Genomic DNA, 22,889 nt, shown 5'->3' with positions numbered 1-22,889 from the left:
AAAATTGTGATAATACATTGCCCCTATCGACCTGCAGGTGCGGTTTTAAGAAGTGAAAACAAGGAGCAAAATAGCATGCTTAAATGCAATGCGCCCGTTATGCAATAGTGTCAAGGCCTGAGATGGACTCCTCAACATTCTGTAGACTCTTATCTAAAAACGACTCACTGAGCAATCAACAAGCGACATAAATGTGTTTGCCCCGCTCAATGAGTTTTTTGACATGTTTACGAAAAAGACCTCCTTAAAAGAAGGCCTTTTTATTTACTCCGCCTTAAGCTGGCCCAATGACATAATACCCATGTTATACAAAGTGAAACCATAAATATCTGCAAATTGCTCAATGGTTTTACTAATTGGTGTGCCTGCGCCATGCCCGGCGTCTGTCTCTATGCGAATTATAGTGGGATTGTCACCTACTTGGTATTGCTGCAGCATGGCCGCAAATTTGAAAGAGTGAGCTGGCACAACGCGATCGTCGCGATCCGCAGTAGTAATCATGGTGGCGGGGTACTCAATACCCGCTCGCACATTGTGCACCGGCGAATACGCTTTCAGATATTTGAACATTTCTGCACTTTGTGCAGACGTACCGTAGTCATATGCCCATCCTGCACCGGCGGTGAAAGTATGGTAGCGAAGCATGTCAAGTACGCCTACCGCTGGCAGCGCGACTTGAGCTAACTCAGGGCGCTGAGTCATTACTGCGCCTACTAATAAGCCGCCGTTAGAACCACCGCGTATGGCTAAATACTCGCTGCTGGTATAGTTTTCGTCAATTAAGTATTCGGCGGCGGCAATGAAATCGTCAAACACATTTTGCTTGTTCATTTGTATCCCTGCCGAATGCCACGCTTTACCATATTCTCCACCACCGCGAATATTCGGCACTGCGTATATTCCGCCAAGTTTAAGCCAAGCTGACACAGTTGCACTAAAGCGCGGCGTAAGGCTTATGTTAAAGCCGCCGTAGCCAAATAAAATGGTCGGGGTTTTACCGTTCAATACAGTGTCTTTACTGTGAGTGATTATCATCGGCACCTTGGTACCGTCTTTTGACGTGTAAAAAATTTGTGTAGACACATATTTATCGCCGTCAAACTTTGCCTTAGGCTTATTGAATAAAGACGATTCACCGGTGTTCATATCATAAGCATATATCGACGATGGGGTGATGTAGTTGCTAAAGGTGTAAAACGTTGAAGTGTCTTTGGCCTTGCCGTTAAAGGTACCCGCGGTGCCAATGTTAGGCAATGTCACTTCTCTTATTTGTTTACCAGATAAATCGTATTGGTAAACTTTAGAGATAGCGTCAACCATATATTTGGCAAATATAAAGCCACCGGCAGTACTTGGCACTAGCACGTTGTCGGTTTCGCTAATGACGTCTTTCCAATTGCTAATGTTAGGCTCGCTCGCATCTACCATAACTATTTTGGTGTTAGGTGCGTCGTGGTTGGTTACAAAATAAAGTTTACTGCCCACATTAGTGAGCATATAAACGTCTGATGCTACGCTATCTTTTACCGTCATCCACTCACTATTGGGTTTACTTAAATCTTTGAGGAAAGCGCGGTTGCCCGAGGTGGAATCCGCCGCGCTTACCATTAAGTAACGATTGTCATCACTCACCTGCGCGCCTATATAGCGGTGTTTTTCAGCGTCGCTGTGGCCAAATACTTTCACGTCCTGTGCCTGTGGCGTATTTAATTCGTGGAAATATAGCTTATGCTGGTCGGTTTTTTCACTTAATTCAGAGCCTTCGGGTTTATCATAGCTAGAATAGTAAATACCCGCATTTTTATACCATTGCATACCGCTAAACTTAATCTCTTTGAGCGTGTCGCCTATTTGCTCCATGGTAGTGGTATTAATAATCGTTATTTCGCGCCAGTCGCTGCCACCGGTCGAGGTTTGATAAGCGGCCAGTGTGCCATCGTTAGTGAACGATAAGCCCGCTAAAGACACCGTACCGTCTTCACTAAACCCGTTAGGATCTAAAAATATCTCGGCTTGCCCATCGTCTTTTTGGCGATACACAACGCTTTGATTTTGCAAACCATCATTCTTGTAAAAGTAGGTGTAGTCACCTTCTTTGAACGGCGCTGATACGCGCTCGTAATCGAGCATATCGCGCACCACGTCAGCAATTTCATTGCGATACGGAATATTCTGTAAATACTCTTGCGTGGTTATATTTTGCGCGGCTACCCACGCTTGAGTTTCAGGGCTACGATCGTCTTCTAGCCAGCGAAAAGGGTCGGGTACGTCTTGACCAAAGTAGGTGTCTACAACATCACCTTTTGTCGTTACTGGGTAAACTAGCCTGTCTGCATTCACATTTTGCGCACTGCTTACTTGCGCACTGGCGGTGTCAGCTTCATCTATTTTAGGTTGGCAGGCCATTAATAAACCTCCCATTGTTAACGCAATAGCGCCTTTTAACAATACAGGTCTTGTAATTTTCATATGCTTTCCCATTTATTTTTATTTAATAGTAAATCTAATACTCGTTCTTAATAAGTAGCGCTACGGTGATTGTTACAGTGACCATTTCAACCCTGCCAGCAATCGGGTTCTGTCTTTTACTGCGTCGTAGCGAACAAACCAATCGCACTGAGTACTGGCAAGCGCGCCGCTTAGCTCACCTGAAAACCCATGGCCAGTGCCTAAAAAGTCCTCTGTCAACTCAGCGCGCAAACCAAAGTTCTCACTGACGTAACTATAGTGTGCGAAGTATTCAACCGAATATTCACTAATTGAGAACTCGCCTTCACCGCCTAATACTGCTTTTGTCTTAGCCGAGTCTAAGCGGCCGACTACTTCACCAAACAAGGTAATATTGTTGTTGTACTGGTAGCGCAATTCGGTACGTAAAAAATTCTCATTCTTCATTCTTTCGGCACTAAGCTCATAGCTCCAAATATCATTAATTTGAACAGAGTACTCTACTTCTACATAGTCAAACTCATCCGGTGCGTTAAGGGCTCTTGCGGGGTCAAGCGAAGTAAGCTGGCCCACGACTATTTCGAGGTTGTTGTCGCCTATAGCACGAACATGACGCACACCTTTAATCCAACCGTATTTCGACAAACCAGATGACGAGACACGGCCCTTGTAAGTCGGAATAATACCGAATTCAGTTTTGCCATAGTCACCTTGGTGCCTTCCAAAGACCCGGCGTACATATAAGTGATCTGCACTGGAATCGTTAAGCGTGTTGTGACTTGAACCAAATTCGTCGCCAGTTACCGCAAATGCGTTTACGCTCCAAGTGTCGTTGAAACTAATTTGTGGACGATATCGCACACGGTATTGGTATCTTATTTCTCTTGAAGAACGATCGTCTGCACGCAGCTGTACGTCTAGTTTTTGTGAAAACGACTGCGCGCTTACTGACCCTACATTCACTAGAATGAGCACTGTACTAAGAATTAAGAAGCATGCAAGGGTGGTGAGTGCGCTATTGCGCGGCACTAAACTGTTCATAGATGATTTTTGATAACCTTTTTTTAACACTATAATTACTGTTAACTATACCCTAACTTTGCGCATTATTTTAGACTTTTGTAGGCATTTAGCGTGGAATTTCAGGGAGGTATTAAACAAGCCTAAAATCTGCCCTAAACGTGTACACTCGCAAGCGCATAAGCGGCTTTATTGACGCTTTATTGACGCTTTAGTCGATCTTATAAGTGCTTGTTTTGTTGTAATTAACGAATAAACCTTTAGAATTGTGCGCACGTTATAAGCAACAACTCCTGCGAGCCTTTTTTTGATTACCCTAATAAAGAATGCCAATGTTTATGCGCCAACTCACCTTGGCTTAAAGCACGTGGTGGTTGCTCACAGCAGCATTATTTCAATTACCGATAGCTGTCCAGACATTGGGCTAGAGCATCAAGTAGTCGACGCCCAAGGCTGCGCGCTCATACCCGGCTTTGTTGACGGGCACACGCATTTAACCGGTGGCGGTGGCGAAGCTGGGTTTTCTACCCGTGTGCCGCCAGTACCATTGAGTAAATTTACCAGCGCCGGGGTAACCACGGCGGTGGGTTTGTTAGGTACCGACGACATTACGCGCTCTACCGAGTCGCTAGTTGCGCAAGTTTACGCGCTGCGCGAAGAAGGATTTTCAGCCTACTGCTACACCGGCGGCTATCACTTACCACCCACTACCCTAACCGGCTCGGTGCAACGCGATATTGTATTTATTGAGCCTGTAATAGGGGTGGGTGAGCTTGCCATTAGCGACCATCGTTCAAGCCAACCCACGCTAAATGAGCTGCTAAAAATTGCTTCCCAAGCCCATGTAGCTCGCTTAATGACAGGTAAAGCAGGGATGTTGCATTTACATTTAGGCGACGGCGCAAGTGGCTTAAGTATGGTAAGAGATGCGCTTGAACATGCTGAGATCCCACCTCGCACTTACAATCCAACGCATATTAACAGGCAAAAATTTCTGTTTGAAGAGGCCTGTGACTTGGCCAAAAAAGGCTGTTGGGTTGACGTAACTGCATTTGAGACAGACGGTGTTGGCTATGAGCCGGCTGAGGCTTTGCTGCGATATATGGGACAAGACTTACCTCAGGACAAACTGACCATTAGCTCAGATGGCGGCGGCTGTTTACCCGACTTTCATGCCGACGGTAGCTTGAAAAAAATGGCTTTTGCAGCGTCCCAATCTATGACAAATGTTTTTTACGAACTGCTCGACCACGGGGAGAATATGACGGCTATACTGCCCTTTTTTACCCTAAACGTTGCCCAGTTAATGAATTTTCATAAAAAAGGACGTATTGAAGTAGGCGCAAACGCCGATATTTTAATATTAGATAAACACAATAAAATAGATCATGTAATGGCCATGGGCCAGTGGCATGTTAAACATAAACAACAATTGCTAAAAGGCACTTTCGAGTAAATATTATGCCCTCTCCTACAATAGACGGCACTCTTAGAGGATATGTAATCCCTATTGGTGGCGGTGAAGAAAAAATGAACAACCCTGAAATACTGAGCAAGTTTGTTAAGCTTTCAGGCGGTAACGACGCGGTTATTACGGTAGTGCCCACCGCTTCTCAACTAGACGATACTGGCAAACGCTATCAAAAAATATTTGAAGAAATAGGCGTTAAAAAAACCTATTCGTTGCCTATTACCGATCGCAACGACGCTAAAAACCCTGCTTACGTAAAGATATTGGAAAAAAGCACCGGTATTTTCGTCACCGGCGGAAATCAACTTAGGCTATCGACAATTTTAGGCGGCACCCCTATTGCGCAAGCAATACGCCAGTTAAATGCTAAGGGTGTTAATTATGCAGGCACCTCTGCAGGGGCTGCGATAGTATCGCAGCATATGATCACGGGCGGCAGTTCTGGCACCGTACCCACCGAAGGCGGTGTAAACTTAGCCCCCGGCATGGGCCTCATTAATACTATTGTGGTAGACCAGCACTTCAACGAACGTAATCGCTTAGCACGCTTATTGTCGGCCGTATCCTTCAACCCATTTCTTGTCGGCATAGGACTAGACGAAGACACCGCTGCATTTATTGACCATAACAACGTATTTACGGTAGTGGGCAGCGGCGCAATTACGGTAGTAGACCCCAGTGACATTGAATATTCATCAATGGCTAAGGCGCGCGCAGGCGATGCCCTGACCTTGCTAAACCTCAAAGTGCATATTTTATCGTCTGGCGCCCGCTACGACATCGGCGAACGAAAAGCATACGTGAGTTAAGTCTGTCGAAATTATTTTACTGTAATTGAAAACATTCAATAATCAAAGGTAGCGAAAGCTACTTTTTTTATGTAGCTTATAGGCATGAGAGTGTCGTTTTCCTTTTAAACTGAGATACTTCGCATAAAAATAATAAATTGTAAAATTAGCAAAGGGATTCCGTCTCAATGAAAATTCTAAGTCGCAATGTATATGTCGGGCCAAATGTATATGCCAACTTCCCCGTCATTTGTTATCAAATAGATTTAGGCGAGTTAGAAAACTGGCCTTCAGTCAAGCTTGGTCATGACTTTATTGAGGGCTTAGTGAAAACTATCCCTTCTTTGCAAAGCCATGGCTGCTCGTACGGCGAAACAGGCGGGTTCTTGCGCCGCCTGCGCGAAGATGAAGGCACTTGGGTTGGACATATATGGGAGCATGTTGCCATTGAGTTACAAAACCTCGCAGGTGTAGCAGTTACCTTTGGACGCACGCGTAGCCTAGCCGAAAAAGGCACTTACTATGTAGTGTATCAGTATCAGCAGCAAGACGTTGGACTTGAAGCAGGCGCATTAGGGCTTAAACTACTCAATCATTTAATGCCTGAACATATCCAAAAAACCATAAACGCCAAAATAGAAGACGACTTCGACTTTAGCCAAGAGCTTACCGACTTCATCAAAATGGCACAGCGTAAAGAGTTTGGTCCTAGTACGGCGTCACTCGTTAACGCAGCCCAAGCGCGAGACATACCTTGGTTGCGGTTAAACAACTACAGTTTAGTGCAGTTTGGCCACGGTAAATATCAGCAGCGAATTCAAGCAACCATTACCAGCGAAACTAAGCATATTGCGGTAGAAATTTCCTGCGACAAAGAAGATACGCACAATTTATTGAATGATCTAGGCTTACCCGTGCCCAAGCAGATGATGGTCTATGATGAACGTCAAGCCGTTCGAGCGGCCAAAAGAATCGGCTACCCCGTAGTGGTAAAGCCATTAAACGCCAATCACGGGCGCGGAGTGAGTATTAATTTAACTACCGATGAAGAGATTGTTACTGCCTTTCAGGAAGCTTTAAAATACGGCACTGGCCGCGCCGTTTTGCTTGAAAGCTTCATAACCGGATATGACCACAGAATGCTGGTGGTCAATAACGAATTAGTAGCAGTGGCTAAACGCGTTCCCGGACACGTAAAGGGTGACGGCGTAAGTACGATTGAGCAGCTTATTAATATTGTAAACCAAGATACAAGGCGCGGTGTTGGGCATGAAAAGGTATTAACACGCCTAGAGCTAGACAGTCAGGCAAGCCGTTTAATGGAAGAAGCCGGCCATACTAAAGAAAGCGTATTACCCAATGGTGAAGCATTTTACTTACGTTCAACGGCAAATCTTTCTACCGGAGGCACTGCCATAGACGTCACCGACGTGGTCCACCCTGACAATCGCGACATGGCCATTCGCGCTATTCGCGCCATTGGACTTGATATAGGTGGAGTAGACTTTCTGACCGACGATATTAGTAAATCTTATAAAGAAATTGGCGGCGGCATTTGTGAGTGTAATGCCGCGCCAGGTTTTAGAATGCACGTAGCACCGAGTGAAGGTAAGCCTCGTGATGTCGCGGGTAAAGTTATTGATATGTTATTTCCCCCAGGCACAAACTCACGCATTCCAGTAGCCGCAATCACAGGCACAAACGGTAAAACAACCACCTCTCGTATGCTAGCCAGTATTATGAAGAGTGCAGGCTATACCACCGGCATGACCTCCACCGACGGTGTTTATATAGACGGCCATTTGACCGTGAAAGGCGACATGACCGGCCCCACTTCAGCCCAAATAGTACTGCGCGACCCAAGCGTAGACTTTGCCATTTTAGAAACCGCACGCGGGGGCATTATAAAACGTGGTTTAGGCTACACTACATGTAATGTAGGCGCTTGTTTAAACATTTCTGCCGATCATTTAGGCCAGCGCGGCATAGACACTTTAGAACAGCTTGCACAAATAAAACGAGTAGTGGTGGAAGTCGCTCAAGACTGTGTAGTCCTCAACGCCGACGACATCGACTGCTTACAGATGGCAGAATTTTGCAGCGCTAAACAAATTTGTTATATCACCATGGACCCAGGTCACGGGTTGGTGCGCCAGCATATACGCCAAGGCGGTATGGCGGTTGTATTGGAAAAAGGCATAAACGGCGACATGATCACCATTTATGATAAAGGCGCTCATATCCCGCTATTGTGGACGCATCTAATCCCAGCCACTATTGAAGGCAAAGCCTTGCATAATGTGCAAAACGCTATGTTTGCCACGGCCATGGCCTACAGTTTTGACACATCGCTAGAAGACATTCGCCAAGGTCTTCGTATATTCAACACCTCATTCTACCAAGCGCCTGGCCGATTGAACATATTTGATGAGTATCCTTTCAAAGTGATCTTAGACTACGCCCACAACCCTGCAGCAATTAGGGGCATTACTGGTTTAGCCGGACGCTTAGACGTAAAAGGCAAGCGCCGTTTAGTCATCGCGATGCCTGGGGATAGACGTGACGAAGATATTATTGATGCTGCAAGTGCGGTTGCCGATACCTTTGATACCTTCGTGTGTAAAGCAGACGACGATCGCCGCGGCCGTGGCGTTGACGAAGTCCCCCAACTTCTCAAAGCGACGCTGATGGCAGCGGGCGTTGATGAAGCCAACATACAGGTAATTCCAAGTGAGGTGGACGCGATTGATGCGGGCTTAACTAGCTGTCAATCAGGAGACCTGCTAGTCGTATTAGGCGACAACATCACGCGCTGCTGGAAACAAATTGTGCATTTCAATGAAGACGGCGACAAAACGATATTGGAGGGCGAGAAGCCATCGCAAGATTTCCCCGAAAAACTGTTTGAGTATGTTGAGCATAAATTTGAACTTCAAGAGGGCTCTCGATTAGTGCAAGACGAGCGCGGCGTGCACATAGTGGTTGACCGCGATGAAGATTCTGACTGAGTAAAAGTGAAGTAGAAGGATAGTGCCGAACATGCAGTTAAGTTTAGACGAAGTGCGCCGCCTTACGGGTCCCAACTTGTTATCGGATTACCCTGGCACCATTGCCGACGTATTTATTGAAGGTATAAGCCAGCAAGAAGTAATTATTTGTTGGCAAAAACAACTTGATTACTGTCTTAGCTCTCTTGGCTGGCAAGAGCAGTACTTTCACCGACTATATGAAGGCGGCGCGAGTATGTCATTAAGTGCTCCCATGGACTTGCTATATAGCGCCTGCGACGTATTAGAGTTAGCCTGGGACTGCTGCGTTGATGAACTTAAGGGCGAACAAAACGCCTTAAAAGATGAACGGCTCTTAATTTTGCAAGAAGCGATTAAAGAAGAGGCAAATCCCAAACTAATTATTTTACTTAACGCTGCCCGTCAACACGGCGTTTTGTGTTTAAGCGACGATGACGAAGTAAGTTTAGGCTCAGGTACGGGTTCTCAAACGTGGTCAATAGACGACTTCCCGGATGCTAGCGAGGTAGACTGGGAGCAATACGCTCAAGTGCCACTGGCTTTAATTACAGGCACTAATGGCAAATCAACCAGTGTAAGATTAGCCGCTCAAATTGCAAAAGCCGCTGGTATGCAGGCAGGGGTAACCTCAACGGACTTCATTAAAGTGGGTGACACTATTATTGATGATGGCGATTATTCAGGCCCAGGCGGAGCGCGAATGTTGTTACGTGATACCCGCACAGAAATTGCTTTTTTAGAAGTTGCTCGCGGCGGTTTATTGCGCCGCGGTTTACCGGTTAATCTCGCCACCGCATCTTTAGTGACCAATGTAGCCGGCGATCATTTGGGTCAGTACGGCATAAATACGATAGATGAAATTGCACACGTTAAACTAATGGTTGCCAAAGCTATTAAAGGCGCTGGCGACTTCATTGTACTAAACGCCGACGACAAAAGGCTGGTCAAATTCGCGCCTGAGTTTTTTTTAAAAGATGCTGTAGCCCCTATTTGTTGGTTTAGTATGCACGCTGACAACCCCATAATATTGGCGCAAATTCAGCAGCAGCGGCCCTGTGTATATGTCGACAATAATCAAATTATCTATAGCTATAGCAGCACTGAGGTCATCGCGCAAATAGACGAAATTCCAATGACTGTCTCTGGCACCGCCAAGCACAACATAGAAAATGCGCTTGGCGTAGTAGGCTTATGTAAAATAATGGGGATTAGCACTAGTGCGATCCATACGGGCCTTATGCGCTTTGGACAAAACCCAAGTGACAACCCCGGACGCGGTAATATATACCACGTCAAAGGTGCCACCGTAGTTGTTGATTTTGCCCATAACGCGCACAGCATGCAGGCCGTTATGGATATGGCGCAAAACATGGCCAATGACTTGCCTAAAGAAGGTCGCATTACGGTGTTGTTTAGCAACGCCGGAGATCGCTCAAACACAGAAATTTACGACGTGGCCAACGCCGTGTTCGGTTTACAGCCCGACACTTACATACTTGCAGAAATTGAAGAATACCTGCGCGGGCGAGAAATGGGCGAGGTATCAGCCTTAGTTAAGTCTCACTTACTAAACAAAGGCGTAGCGAGTGCCTCTATATTCGAAACCATCGATCCTATAGCGGGCGTTAAATTAGCGGTGCAAAACGCCAAGCCAGGCGACCTCCTGCTGCTGTTTGTGCTAGCTAAGCGAGAGCAAGTGCATACTTACTTAACGGGCTCAACTTTCTCTACCTAAGATGTCTCATGAAGAAATCATCTATGTCTTTAGGAACAGGCAAATCTGAAAGATTTGCCCAGCTAAACGCCGCTACAGAAGCCGCGTGTCCGCCATCTTCGTAAATAATCGTTTCAACAATGCCGCCTGCCTCCTCTATTCCAGCTTTAAGTTTTTCTAAATTTCTAATATGCACTGTTTCGTCTTCACCAGTGTAAAGTAATAGCATCGGTGGTTCGTCACCATCAATAAAATTGGTCACAACTAAATTGGGGAAGTTTTCAGGTGGTCCGAAGATATCTCTTACATCGGGCGCTTGTGGGACAAAATCATAAGGCCCAGAAATACCAGCAAACGCATTAACAATGCCAGGCGAAAGCTGATAAGCACCTAAGAATGACTCATCCGCAACGATTAGCGCCCCTAGATGAGCGCCCGATGAATGACCAGAAACAAACAAATTTTGGTTGCCCTTATACTGACTAATATTGTCATAGACCCATGCAAGCGATTTGGCTGCGTCTTGCGCAAAGACAGGAAATTTTACCTCGGGGTAAAGGCGCGTATTGGGCAGCACAACGACATACCCCATGTTAGACAATGTCATTCCCACGAACTTGTACTGTTCTTTAGAACCTTCAGTCCAGCGACCACCGTGAAAAAACACCACTACAGGAAAGTTCTCTTTCTCAACTTTAGGGATATAAATATCTAAGGCTTGGCGCTGATGCTCGCCATAAGAAACGTCTTTTACTATTTCCCCCTCATAACTTATCAAGGGCGCATTCACTAATGCAAACTGCAAAGGAGTACAGGAAAACAGGAACGCTGTAAGGGTTATTGAGGTAAAAGCTTTAATCATGGTGTTATTTCTCTTTGTAGTGTTATTGCTGTGGTGTGCTGTACTGTGCTGTCACTATTGCTATTTATACAATATTGCAAGATTAGTGCAATAAATTGACCGACATAATGGCTCAACTATTAATAGTCAACTTTTACAAAACCATCCACAGTTGAGACATAAACACATAAAACGTTCAAAAAATGTATAGCACTGTAAATTGGAAGGATAGAAAATCGCCAGACTCTGCAGTAGATAGTCAATTTCAACGTGTAAATTATTCACACCACTGTAAAAGATGGCCTAAATTTAAGTTCTCCACACAAGATTACCTAGACTGTCTATAAACTTACCCAGACTGTCTATCAGTTCAACAGGGCCTGCTAGCACGCGCCATATCATCTGCGTGGGATCTGCGATAAACCAATATAATAAACGGCACGCATTTTGTAGGTTAGTTGTATTAGCCGGCTAATGCCAATAGGCCCTTAATAATAGGGAGTTATTGAATGATACTTTATATACGTTAGCAAGCGCTCTTACCCTAGTATTAGCACCGGCAGTAAAAACGCGAGTGCAAGCTACAAAGATGGATCGGTGGTGATTGACGGTAAAATAGTCACCAGCCGCAATCCTGACGACATCCCTAATTTTATAGACGCGATAGCGCAAAAACTTATTAGCTAAACGTTATAAGGAAAAAAACAATGGAAAATGAAAAGGTAATAATCATCACCGGTGCCTCAAGCGGCATTGGCGCAGCAACGGTAGATAAGGTGGTAAGTGCAGGCCACAAGGCTGTAATAACCGCTCGTAGCCTCGATAAACTGGAAAAAATTGTAAAGCGCTGGGGTGAAGACAAAGTCTTAGCGGTACAAGCCGATGCGTCAAAATTCGCCGAGATAGAACGCGTGGTAGAAAAAGCCAAGCAAAAATTCGGCCGCATTGATGTTGTCTTTGCTAACGCTGGCACGGGCATTAACACACCAGGGATTGAAAATGGCGATATAGATGAATGGAAGACAATGACAGACGTGAACATTAACGCCTTGTTATACACCGCTAAAGCAAGCCTTGCGTTACTTAAAGAAACCAAAGGTCATTTCATCATTACAAGCTCTATTGCCGGAAAAATAAGTTTAAAAGGTTCAGTATATGGTGCAACGAAATGGTTTGCCTACGGCTTTGGGCAAAATTTAGCGGCAGAAATGGCGCAGTGGGAGGGACGCTGCACAACAATATGCCCAGGCGTGGTCAACACACCATTTTTTGATGAAGCCAAGCCCGAAAAGCTAGACCCGTCGGATGTGGCCGACGCTGTATTATATGCAATTTCAGCAGACCCAAGGTGTAGTATACGCGAAGTATGTTTAATGCCTACGCAGTGACACTTTGGCATCTTTGACACAAAGGAGAAGGATATGTTAATTAGCTCAGACCAACTCAATTCAAGCCGAATAAAAGCCAGCGACGGCGAACTCGGGCATATAAAAGATGTTTATTTTGACGATCAAAACTGGACGGTGCGCTTTTTAGTAGTGGACACATCGCGCTGGATGCCACTTAGTCAAAAAGTACTGCTTAGCCCTATTTCCCTGCGCGACTTTAATAAAGAAGATGAAGAGCTAGCGGTGTCGATGACTATGGAGAAAGTAAAAGATAGTCCAAAAGTGGAAGACCAAGACACCGTTTCTCGTGGCTTTGAAAAACAGTACTATGAATACTTTGGCTACGGTTACTATTGGACTGGTATGGACCTTTGGGGAGATTATTTATACCCGGGCGCCCTAACAGCACCCGGCACCATTGTGCACACTGAAATTGAACAAGATGACCGTGAAAAAAACAATCATCTAAGGTCTGCCCAAGAAGTCCTGGAGTACGACATCCATATTGACAGCGCCGACAGCGCCCAACTTGAAGACTTCATCTGGGACAGCTACAACTGGTCACTAAAATATCTAGTGGTTGATACGGGCGACTGGCTACCAGAAACAAAAAAGGTACTGGTAGCGTGCAAGCATATAGACAGTATCCGCTGGGACACCAAATCAGTGAAGCTGAATATTAGCGTGGCGCAAATAGCGCAGTGCGCAGAATATGATCCGGACAATATGCCAGATCACACGTAAATACTAGGCGGGGTAGAAGTTATTAGCACACTGTTATTTTTCTTAACGCCGGGTGTGTTTTAGTCCTGAACAGAAACTAACGCAAGCTGTTAGTTTCTGTTCAGGACGAATTCGAATATAAGAAAAGGGTCAGTATTAATGTTTACTCAGCGTCATCCTTCTCAGGCTCAAGCTTATCAGCGAGATCTAAGTCGGTTGGCGGCATTGGGTCACTGCGTGTTGCATCTTGCGCTAAGTACGTATCCATCCAGCGCATAAACCGCAGTGAATAGTCGTATTGCGCGGCTGCATTGCGATTGCCATGCCCTTCATTTGGGTAGAAGACTAAGCGCACGGGTGTTTGTGTACGCACTTTCATGGCCCTGTAGAGTTCCATTGACTGACTTGGATGCACGCGCGTGTCTTTTTCGCCATGCATTATTAAGGTAGGCGTGGTGCTTTTACCTGCATGATAAATGGGTGAGCGCTCAAGCAAGTTCATCCAGTTGTCTTCCCATGGCCACTTTAACGAGTGCACTAGATGCATTTCATTTGGAATGTCGCTGGTACCAAACTTTGATATCTGATTCGAAATACCCACAAACGCTACCGCTGCCGCAAAATGCTCGCTTTGCGAAGTGGCTCCCCACATTGCCGCATAGCCGCCGTAAGAACCGCCAGTAATGCCAACTCTATCTTTGTTGACAACGCCGTCTGCAACAAGTGCATCAACGCCGTCAACTAAGTCGTTAAACTCTTTGCCGGCGTAGTCGTCTTGATGCTCTTTAGCAAACGCCACGCCGCGCCCAGTTGAACCACGATAGTTGGGGTAAAATACCGCGTAGCCGTCGGCTGCTGCAAACTGGCCGCCGTCTGAATAGCGTGTTATCCAACCGTCGCTATAGTGTGCTTCAGGGCCGCCGTGTACGGTTAGAATCAGTGGCCAACCACCTTCTGGCGCGGTGCCGTTTGGCGTAATTAACAAGCCTTCAATTGGCCGGCCATCGCGGGCTGTGTAGGTATGAGTAGTCTGAGGAGCCAGTTCTAATTCGTCAATCCAGGCATTATGGTGGCTAAGTTTCACCACTTTATTGCGCTTTATACTGAAAACTTCGCGAGGATGCTCGGCGCTGTCAGCAATAAAGCGTATCTGGCCATCGCCAATGTCAACGCTTCTTACTACGATGTTGTTAGGGGTTTTAAGAGTGCGTTTTTCATCGCCGTTTGTCTCGTATACTACTAATGCACTTTCAACACCTCTGTGCGCGACCGCTAAAATATCTTTACCTAGCCAGTCAATGTCCATTATATGCTGAGGTGCGTCTTTGGTTAATTGCATGAAGCTGTCGCTATTTGATTCTGCCACCATCAGCACCCCGTTTGACGAGTCGTGTATGTCAGTACCCGCTAAGAAGGCAAGATGTTCGCCATTGTCAGATAGCTCAAATGCGCCAAGTTTACCGGGGATATCGATGCGTGATTTAACTTCACCCGTGGCAATATCTAGGAAAAATAGATCTGTGAGCATCAGTGAATCATCGACCAAATTAGTCGGTGCGACTGCTGCCACGAGTGTCTTTTCGTTTGCTGACACTTCAAAGTCAGACACATGCCCACCGTCAAATACTTTGACCGACTTAGCGTCTTTGTCGTTAAGACTAACTGACCAAAGCGAAGCGAGGCGTTGGTCTTCTTCATATACGACTGCGTCGAAACCTTTGTCTTTAAAATCTTTTCTCGTGTCTTTTTCGGTCGCCACAAAATGCAGGGTGCTACCGTCGTTGCTTACGCGGTAATCGCCAATGCTAGTCTCATATTCGAAGCGTTTTTGTGCTTCACCACCGGCTAAAGATATTGAATATAGCGAGGTATTTTCGTCACCATCGCGTTTGCTTTTAAAATAAATCGTGCTTTTATCAGGGCTGAACTGCAGGCCTGAAATGCTGCCTTGGGTGCCAATAAATTGAATCGGTTCACCATTTTCACGCATGATATATAAGTGAGTATCGGCTCTACCGTCTTTGTCACCGGCAAGTATATCGCGTGGAGCCCCAAGGGTATAAGCGGTGAGTTCTCCGTCACTCGAAACGGTAATGTTAGCAGCGTGCTGTACTTTAGGTAAATGCTCAATTTCAAAGGTGTCCGCTTTTACGCCTGCACTTACAGTAGCCATGGCCACAGCGAGTAAAGTCGCCTTAAAAGGGTTGTTTCGCATAAAGTCAATCTCCGTCGTTTTATTATCGTTGTTAATTGTTAAGCTAATTTATTCAATGCAGGGTCTAGCTTAACAATTAACAAAGAATAAACAATGTCCTGACACTATTCAACAGCCTAGATGTTAATCCGTGTAAACAATGCGCGTGCACTATTTTTCATACCTTGTACAATCCATGCAGTAAATATTGGGCATTAATATGGATAACATTGGTGGACATACGATTTTTAGTTACGTTTATAGAAGTTTCGCACACGCGACATTTTGGTAAGGCCGCCGAGAATCTGCATTTAACCCCAGCGGCGGTGAGTGCTCGCATCAAGCAAGTTGAAGAATATTTTAATGTTAGCTTATTTATTCGCCACCGTAACAATATACACCTTACGCCTGCTGGCGAAAAACTGCTCCCGTTTGCTATTCAATTAGCTGAAACAATTAAACAAGCTCGCATTGCGCTGGCACAAGAAAACCTTGCACACTTGGCCTGTGCAGCCACGCCAAATGCTGCAAAACTTATATTTTCGTCAGCATTGGCCCAAATAAAGTCAAAGTATAATCAGTTGATATTGCGTGCTGACATCTTCAACTTAGAACTCATTTCTAGGCAATTACACGAACAAAGTATTGATTTAGCCTTTTCTACCGAAACTGTGAAGTCTAGCTATATCGAAAGCGTCCTGCTCTTTAGACAGCCTATGTACTTATATAGTGCCTGCGCCGCCGCCGTATTTGATGCTGATACCTATATACATATAGACTGGGGGAATGATATTTCAAGCCGCTTTTTCAGCGCCTATCCGTCTGCTAAAAATAGTGTTTGGAAAACCAACGCCTTAGATCTTGCTGTGTGTCATTTGGCGCAAAATAACGGTTCAATATTGTTACCTGAAGCTTATGCAAAGGCATTGATGAAAGAGAAGGATTTGATTCAAATAGTGCCAGAGGCATTTGATACACTGCCTTGCTATTTGCTTGTATTGAAAAGTAATCACCATCCGCTGGTGACGTCACTGGTGGCTCACTTTGAAGCGGCTTTTAAGTAAAAAAGATAAAGAGGTCAGGTTCAGTTAGCCACTATTCTTCAAAAAATTCGCTCACTAAACCTGACCCCTTTGCCTTGTGACCCCTTGAATTTCTACTATTCAGGTAAGTTTGTAATTGCTTGGTAACCTTCAGCCGCTAGTTCTTCATTGACGCATACTAGCAAGAACGCTTGTAAGGATAAATCGCCGGTGCCATCATCGTCAGCTACTTCTTGGCAATAATCTTTAAAATTAAGTAAAAGTTCAAGGTCTGCTTCTGGAAGGTCTTGATTAGCAAATGCTAGTGCGCTTGACAGTAAAAGTGTTGCGCAAGAAAGTCCTGTCAATAATTTGTTCATTTAGTGCTCGTTGTGGATTGTTGAGGCCGCAACATATCGCTAAAGTATAATATTGAACAGCAAAATAAAATTGACCTGACGAACAAAATAATTGTTCAGCCTAATCACAACTCAAAACGGTTTGGTAGCAATTCACCCAAGGTGCTTCGCCATGTTTTATCAAGGCTTTCGTTCACACATTCGACCGGCCCATCAGGACTGTCCATGAATTCGCTAAGCACTTGTCGACACGCGCCACAGGGTGAAATGGGGGATGCTTGATTAGACATAACGTAAACCGCGGTAACCTTGGCCATACCGTTTAAAATGGCATTTGATATAGCCGAGCGCTCGGCACAAACCGTTAAACCGTAAGACACATTTTCAACGTTAACACCATAGGCAATCCGGCTTTCTCCGTCAACTTCATACTTAACTGCGGCGGCTACTTTCACCGCTGAATAAGGACTGTAGGCTTTTTTCAGAAGCTCTTTTAACTGCGTTTTGATATCTGATGTTTCCATGGTACTAAGGTGTGCCTTGCGGTTGATGAATGATGACTTACTTTGCATGCGATAAAAGAAAATCTAAGCCGCCGGTAATGGCCGCAACCTGTGCTTCAATACAGCTTTGTGGCGTCGCATTTGGGCTGTCAGGATACACTTCAGTAGTGGTTACATATTCAGCATCGGTGAAGCCACCACACAGTAATAGTGACGATTTATCGTAACAAATTACGCCGGTAGAGATTATCTTTGCGCCAATTATTCTGCCTTCGTCATCGCTAGGTGCAATGTGAGTGACTTTTTCGACCGACGCTATTATTGCTTGTTGAAATGACAACTGCGGCTTTTTGGTGTCTGCAACAGTATAAAAACCGTCTGGTATTTGCCATTTATCTATATGTAAACCGTCGCGGGCGGCTAAGGCTGGTCTAAATTCAGAGTTGTCAGTGTCGGTAGTTTCATGTAAATCGAAGTGTGCCAGCAGCGCCTTCGCTTCTGAGCTTATAAAACCCTTAACAAAGTCCATAAGCAGTTGCGCTTCGGCTGAAAAACTAATTGGCGCAAAAGAACGATTTGGATCGTAGGCGTTAGTAGTCCATCTATTCACGGTTTCGTAGCCCCAAGGCGATACACACGGCGCAACAATGAAATTGAAATGCCTCGAATAACGAGGCGCATGATGTATTAAAAACTCGATAGCCCCTTGCACACCACTCGTTTCATAACCGTGTACGCCACCGGTTATCAGCACATTGGGCTTGTTGACATCCCACTTTGAGGTGGTAAATGCATATAGTGGATAGCGGCTGGCGTCTATGGGGAGAACACCGTAGTGGTTCTTTTTGAAATCTTTGCTAATACGGATAAATTTACTGAGTACTTCATCAGCATAGCTTCGCTGTATAGTTTGCGACTCTAGCCATTCGTCTTTTTCATCTTCATTCCAAGGGATGTCGGTTCTGCCTATTGGGTAATCTTGCATAAAAAATCTCGCATTTTGGGTTATCGTTTTAAGCTATTATGTGGTTAAGCAAGGTCAGCGTGCAGCTGCATTTAATGTTTTTATAGCATTATAGGATCAGTTTGGCATACAAAGTATGCAAATTCAGTTCGTGCTAACTATTAGTCTGCACTATTATTGGCATCGTTATTGGCATCGCTCGTTTTAACAGCTTATTTCACTTAATAAGTAATTAAGTGACGGCCAAATGCCTTGAAAATTAGTATAAATTGGAGATTTTTATATGCTAGCCTAAATGAAAATACCACACTCATGCAAACGATGTTGAAAATAACTGAAAATATAGTCATAGAAGACAGTGAAGTCGAACTGTCTGCAATAAGGGCTATGGGCAGTGGCGGACAGAATGTGAACAAAGTGTCGAGCGCTATACATTTACGCTTCGATATTAATGCGTCGCAACTACCTGACCATTATAAACAAAAACTGTTAGCCTTGAACGATAACCGTATTAGCAAAGAAGGCGTGCTGATAATAAAGGCGCAGTCGTTTAGAACGCAGGAGAAAAATCGAGAAGATGCACTTAAGCGTTTGCGGATGCTGGTAATATCAGCCACGAAAGAAGTTAAGTCGAGAAAAGCCACTAGACCTTCGCTAAACGCAAAAAGAAAACGCATTGAAAGCAAAAAGAAAAGTGGTGCTACCAAAAGCTTGCGCGGTAAAGTAGACTTTTAACAAAGCCTCCTAGCGCCCAAAAAATCTAATTCCATCCCAAGTTTATATGAGGCTTTCCTACCACAGTAAGCAAGCTTTAAACAAGGAGTAAACCCAATGAACAAATTAGTCACGACCTTAGCATTTAGCGTAACTGTGCTTTTGTTGAGCGCCTGTAGCGATAGCGAAGTAGGCGACGTCTCGCTTGGTGTATTCACTACCAAAGACATAAAAATTGACTCACTTACAGATCCTATTGTGAGCGGCGTCACCTGCCATATTGCCAGTATAGAAGCGAACTTAGACTTAGCCGATCCTTCCGACAGCTCAATTTCGTGTAGACAAACCGGTAACATCAGCGCAGAAATGATAGCCAAGATAGATAAAAGCGCATCAGGAGAAGTCGTGTTCAAAAAATCAAAGAGTATATTTTTCAAAAACATGAAAGTTAGACGCATCTTTGACCCAAGGTCTCAAACACTAATGTACGTCTCGTATTCGACTAAAGAAACAACCGGCAGTTATAAGCATAGCTTGTCAACTGTGCCTTTATGGGGCACAGGCGCTTACACTAAATTTGACACGCCAGCCCATTAGCGCGCAAAATATAATAAAACGAGTTAGTCTTTCGAAATATTTAGATTTGCAAGTAAGCTGATGTTCACTAAGCAATACACTTTAAGGTAATCAATTCACAAAACCACACTATAAAAATGTTATCAACTGCTATTTACGTTATATTCACAAATGATAAATCACGCTATCTTATTTAGTGGAGTGAAGTATAAAAAAGAGACCTTTTTAAAAAGGCATATACCTAACGACCGAGAATAACTGCACTAGTCAAACAGGCTGGCGTGATAAACACTGCTTAAATTTAAGGAATTGCTATGAGCGTACTCGTGTTCGTGAAAGAACCTTATCACTTGGAAAAGCGCTGCGCTTTACTTCCCGATAACGTTAAGATTTATAAGCGCCTTGGGGCGACTGTTCAGGTAGAAAGCCAAATAGGCGACACCTTAGGCTTTACAGACCAGCACTACATTGACGCTGGTGCTGAAATTTTCACCGACCGCAGCGCTGCCCTGTCAACAGCCCATGCAGTGCTATCGGTCAGGCCGCTTGCCCTTGAAGAGTTAGCACAAACACCACAGTCTTGCTGCAGCATTAGTTTTTTTGACCCTTTCAACAGCCCTGACAAAATAACCTCTCTTTTAGATAACAAGCGCTCTTGCATTAGTATGGAACTAATTCCCCGTAGTACGCGCTGCCAAAAAATGGATGCCTTAAGCTCGCAAGCTAGTTTAGCGGGTTATGTCATGGTCCTAAAAGCCATGTCTAATTTGCACAAAACCTTACCCATGATGATGACGCCGGCAGGTACCCTCAAGCCAGCCAAAGTGTTTATTATTGGGGTTGGCGTTGCCGGACTACAGGCCATTGCGACCGCTAAACGCATGGGTGCCAATGTCATTGCCTATGACACCCGCCCAGAGTGCGCTCAGCAAGTTCAATCGTTGGGCGCTAAGTTTTTGAATATTGATTTAGGTGTGACTGAGTCGACCGACCAAGGCTACGCTAAAGCCTTAAGCGAAGAACAGTTAACTTTACAGCAGCAGGCACAGGCCGACTGCATTGCCGATTCTGACATTGTGATAACCACCGCTCAGTTGTTTGGCCGCAAGCCCCCATTGTTAATTTCAAACGATGTTATATTGCGTATGAAACCTGGCTCCGTCATTGTCGATATGGCTGCGCTAGACGGCGGCAATGTTGAGGCCTCTGTCGCTGGTGAAACCATAATATACAAAGCGGTAAAAATAGTGGGAGACGGCGATTGGGCAGGCGAAGTGGCATTAGATGCCAGTCAAATGTATGCCAATAACTTAATGGCCTTGGTACAAGATATGTATAACACCGAAACGTCGTTATTTACTGTTGATGCGCAAAACGATGTTTTAAAGTCTGCTTTAGTCACCTATAACGGTGAAGTTATTAACCCTATTTTGAAATCACAATATACAAAGGAGACCGCGTAATGTCTTTTATTTCGTTAGCCATGGTGTTACTACTCGCTATATTTTTAGGCTTTGAGCTTATACGCAAGGTGCCTGCTACCTTGCACACGCCTTTAATGTCGGGCGCAAATGCGGTTTCAGGCATTACGGTAATTGGGGCATTTGTATTTGCCGGCAATGACATGGGCGGTCTAGCCAAGTTTTTTGGCGTATTGGCGGTATTTTTGGCCACTATAAACGTGGTTGGCGGCTACATGGTGACTGATCGTATGCTGTCTATGTTCAAAGGAAAAGGAGACCGCAATGCAAAATGAATTCATAATTAATGTGGTTTATCTAATAAGCGCCGCACTGTTTATCATTGGCCTAAAATTACTCAGCCATCCTAGCACCGCACGCCGAGGGAACTTGTTGTCTGCTGTGGGCATGCTGGTGGCCATTTGCATCACCTTAATTGACCAGCAGATAGTTAGCTACCAATGGATTCTTATTGCCCTAGCCGCGGGCAGTATTGTGGGCGCGGTAGTGGCAAGAAAAATCGCCTTAACGTCTATGCCTGAACTGGTCTCATTGCTCAACGGTATTGGCGGCTTGGCTAGTTTAGCGGTGGCCTTTGCCATGGTGGTAGGTGGCTCATTAGCAACGTATATAGTGGTAATATTATTAATAGCCATTGCAATTGGTGGGGTAACGTTTACCGGCAGTTTAGTGGCTTGGGCAAAGTTAAGCGGCAAGCTTGGTAATATTATTCAGACCAAAGCAATGGTGTTTAAAGGCCAAGCTATAGCTAACTCGCTGCTGGTGTTAGCTATCGTTTTATTTGCGGTGGGAATATCTTTTGTACCGCAGATGACGTTTTTGGTGTTCGTATTTGTAATATTGTGTTTAGCGCTAGGTGTGATGCTTGTACTGCCTATTGGCGGCGCAGACATGCCCGTGGTCATCTCACTGCTCAATAGCTATTCAGGTTTAGCGGCGTGTGCTGCCGGTATAGCACTAAATAACAACTTGCTTATTGTGGCAGGTGCTTTAGTGGGTGCAAGCGGTATCATTTTGACCAGTATAATGTGTAAAGCAATGAATCGTTCGTTAACAAACGTGCTTTTTTCTGGCTTTAAAGAAGTGTCTAGCGTTAGCACTAAAATTGAAGGCGAAGTGAAAGCTATTTCCTGTGAAGATGCTTATTATGTATTGGAAGCTGCGCAGTCGGTCATTGTGATCCCCGGTTATGGAATGGCGGTGGCACAAGCTCAGCATGCCATGAAAGAGCTGCAATCTCTATTGGAAGGAAACGGCGCAGAAGTTGTTTATGGCATTCACCCTGTAGCAGGGCGCATGCCAGGTCACATGAACGTACTGCTGGCCGAAGCTGATGTCCCATACGAACTATTGCTTGAAATGGACGAAGTGAATCCGCGTATGGAAAACTACGATGTAGCCATTGTTATTGGCGCAAACGACGTGGTGAATCCAGCCGCTAGAGAAATTAAAGAAAGCCCGATTTACGGCATGCCTGTTATAAATGCCGATCTCGCCAAAAACGTGTTTATTATGAAGCGCGGTATGGCCTCAGGTTTTGCGGGTATAGACAACCCGCTTTTCTTTAAAGACAACGCCAGCATGATATTTGGCGATGCAAAAGACTCTATTAACGCCATCATTCGGCAGTTTGCTGACTAATAATATTGATGTG

General features: G+C 44.9%; 20 protein-coding genes. 13 read left to right on the top strand and 7 right to left on the bottom strand.

Features of this window, described 5'->3' with window-relative positions:
• Nucleotides 1–264 precede the first annotated feature (264 nt).
• Together GPUN_RS09515 and GPUN_RS09510 are read right to left on the bottom strand one after the other, a co-directional pair.
• The gene (locus tag GPUN_RS09515) at nucleotides 265–2,469 is read right to left on the bottom strand and encodes a prolyl oligopeptidase family serine peptidase (RefSeq protein WP_006006056.1); all 2,205 of its coding nucleotides are present in this window, start codon (nucleotides 2,467–2,469) and stop codon (nucleotides 265–267) included.
• Nucleotides 2,470–2,541: 72 nt separating this feature from the next.
• Nucleotides 2,542–3,489: a hypothetical protein gene (locus tag GPUN_RS09510; protein WP_006006055.1), complete on the bottom strand. Its 948-nt coding sequence runs from the start codon at nucleotides 3,487–3,489 to the stop codon at nucleotides 2,542–2,544.
• Nucleotides 3,490–3,775: 286 nt separating this feature from the next.
• Here GPUN_RS09510 and iadA point away from each other — a divergent pair, with 286 nt between their 5' ends.
• The 4 genes from iadA to GPUN_RS09490 all read left to right on the top strand — a co-directional run bounded on the left by iadA (nucleotide 3,776) and on the right by GPUN_RS09490 (nucleotide 10,491).
• Entirely contained in the window at nucleotides 3,776–4,924 is a 1,149-nt protein-coding gene (gene iadA / locus GPUN_RS09505; RefSeq protein WP_006006054.1) for a beta-aspartyl-peptidase, read from the top strand.
• Between the two features lie 5 nt (nucleotides 4,925–4,929).
• Complete coding sequence (locus GPUN_RS09500) at nucleotides 4,930–5,748, top strand: cyanophycinase (protein WP_006006053.1); 819 nt, start codon at nucleotides 4,930–4,932, stop codon at nucleotides 5,746–5,748.
• Between the two features lie 167 nt (nucleotides 5,749–5,915).
• On the top strand, nucleotides 5,916–8,735 hold the full coding sequence (gene cphA / locus GPUN_RS09495) for a cyanophycin synthetase (RefSeq protein WP_006006052.1): 2,820 nt from the start codon (nucleotides 5,916–5,918) through the stop codon (nucleotides 8,733–8,735).
• A gap of 31 nt (nucleotides 8,736–8,766) precedes the next feature.
• The gene (locus GPUN_RS09490) at nucleotides 8,767–10,491 is read left to right on the top strand and encodes a Mur ligase family protein (protein ID WP_006006051.1); all 1,725 of its coding nucleotides are present in this window, start codon (nucleotides 8,767–8,769) and stop codon (nucleotides 10,489–10,491) included.
• Here GPUN_RS09490 and GPUN_RS09485 read toward each other — a convergent pair.
• Nucleotides 10,484–11,332, bottom strand: a complete 849-nt coding sequence (locus GPUN_RS09485) for an alpha/beta hydrolase (RefSeq protein WP_006006050.1) — start codon at nucleotides 11,330–11,332, stop codon at nucleotides 10,484–10,486. The genes GPUN_RS09490 and GPUN_RS09485 overlap by 8 nt on opposite strands.
• Nucleotides 11,333–11,830: 498 nt before the next feature.
• On the opposite strand from GPUN_RS09485, the gene GPUN_RS14655 reads away from it, so the two are divergent.
• From GPUN_RS14655 to GPUN_RS09475, 3 genes are read left to right on the top strand one after another with little or no spacing between them, the layout of a single operon-like run.
• Entirely contained in the window at nucleotides 11,831–11,998 is a 168-nt protein-coding gene (locus tag GPUN_RS14655) for a DJ-1/PfpI family protein (protein WP_081483943.1), read from the top strand.
• Nucleotides 11,999–12,018: 20 nt separating this feature from the next.
• Entirely contained in the window at nucleotides 12,019–12,699 is a 681-nt protein-coding gene (locus GPUN_RS09480; RefSeq protein WP_006006049.1) for an SDR family oxidoreductase, read from the top strand.
• A 33-nt stretch (nucleotides 12,700–12,732) separates the two neighbouring features.
• Nucleotides 12,733–13,443, top strand: coding sequence for a hypothetical protein (locus GPUN_RS09475; RefSeq protein WP_006006048.1), 711 nt, complete (start codon nucleotides 12,733–12,735; stop codon nucleotides 13,441–13,443).
• A 142-nt stretch (nucleotides 13,444–13,585) separates the two neighbouring features.
• Here GPUN_RS09475 and GPUN_RS09470 read toward each other — a convergent pair whose 3' ends face one another.
• Nucleotides 13,586–15,637: a S9 family peptidase gene (locus GPUN_RS09470; protein WP_006006047.1), complete on the bottom strand. Its 2,052-nt coding sequence runs from the start codon at nucleotides 15,635–15,637 to the stop codon at nucleotides 13,586–13,588.
• Between the two features lie 212 nt (nucleotides 15,638–15,849).
• Here GPUN_RS09470 and GPUN_RS09465 point away from each other — a divergent pair, with 212 nt between their 5' ends.
• A complete protein-coding gene (locus tag GPUN_RS09465; RefSeq protein WP_006006046.1) occupies nucleotides 15,850–16,680 on the top strand; it encodes a LysR family transcriptional regulator in 831 nt (276 codons plus the stop codon).
• 95 nt (nucleotides 16,681–16,775) lie between these two features.
• Here GPUN_RS09465 and GPUN_RS09460 read toward each other — a convergent pair whose 3' ends face one another.
• From GPUN_RS09460 to GPUN_RS09450, 3 genes are all read right to left on the bottom strand, one after another.
• Nucleotides 16,776–17,018 carry a hypothetical protein gene (locus GPUN_RS09460; protein ID WP_006006045.1) on the bottom strand — a complete coding sequence of 81 codons (243 nt, stop codon included), beginning with the start codon at nucleotides 17,016–17,018 and terminating at the stop codon, nucleotides 16,776–16,778.
• A gap of 104 nt (nucleotides 17,019–17,122) precedes the next feature.
• Entirely contained in the window at nucleotides 17,123–17,521 is a 399-nt protein-coding gene (gene cdd, locus GPUN_RS09455) for a cytidine deaminase (protein ID WP_006006044.1), read from the bottom strand.
• A gap of 37 nt (nucleotides 17,522–17,558) precedes the next feature.
• Nucleotides 17,559–18,485, bottom strand: a complete 927-nt coding sequence (locus tag GPUN_RS09450) for a M14 family metallopeptidase (protein WP_006006043.1) — start codon at nucleotides 18,483–18,485, stop codon at nucleotides 17,559–17,561.
• Between the two features lie 300 nt (nucleotides 18,486–18,785).
• On the opposite strand from GPUN_RS09450, the gene arfB reads away from it, so the two are divergent.
• The 5 genes from arfB (at nucleotide 18,786) to GPUN_RS09425 (ending at nucleotide 22,876) form a co-directional block, all read left to right on the top strand.
• A complete protein-coding gene (arfB, locus tag GPUN_RS09445; RefSeq protein ID WP_040520847.1) occupies nucleotides 18,786–19,199 on the top strand; it encodes an alternative ribosome rescue aminoacyl-tRNA hydrolase ArfB in 414 nt (137 codons plus the stop codon).
• Between the two features lie 96 nt (nucleotides 19,200–19,295).
• Complete coding sequence (locus GPUN_RS09440) at nucleotides 19,296–19,775, top strand: CreA family protein (protein ID WP_006006041.1); 480 nt, start codon at nucleotides 19,296–19,298, stop codon at nucleotides 19,773–19,775.
• A gap of 293 nt (nucleotides 19,776–20,068) precedes the next feature.
• Nucleotides 20,069–21,217, top strand: coding sequence for an NAD(P) transhydrogenase subunit alpha (locus tag GPUN_RS09435; RefSeq protein ID WP_006006040.1), 1,149 nt, complete (start codon nucleotides 20,069–20,071; stop codon nucleotides 21,215–21,217).
• On the top strand, nucleotides 21,217–21,510 hold the full coding sequence (locus GPUN_RS09430) for an NAD(P) transhydrogenase subunit alpha part 2 (protein WP_006006039.1): 294 nt from the start codon (nucleotides 21,217–21,219) through the stop codon (nucleotides 21,508–21,510). Before GPUN_RS09435 ends, GPUN_RS09430 begins: the two co-directional genes overlap by 1 nt.
• Nucleotides 21,500–22,876, top strand: a complete 1,377-nt coding sequence (locus GPUN_RS09425) for an NAD(P)(+) transhydrogenase (Re/Si-specific) subunit beta (protein WP_006006038.1) — start codon at nucleotides 21,500–21,502, stop codon at nucleotides 22,874–22,876. Before GPUN_RS09430 ends, GPUN_RS09425 begins: the two co-directional genes overlap by 11 nt.
• Nucleotides 22,877–22,889 lie beyond the last annotated feature (13 nt).

This window comes from Glaciecola punicea ACAM 611, assembly GCF_000252165.1.
In the GTDB taxonomy this organism is placed as follows: Bacteria; Pseudomonadota; Gammaproteobacteria; order Enterobacterales; family Alteromonadaceae; genus Glaciecola; species Glaciecola punicea.
Note: the sequence above shows the minus strand (reverse complement) of the source record. Positions and strands in the feature narration are given on the sequence as shown.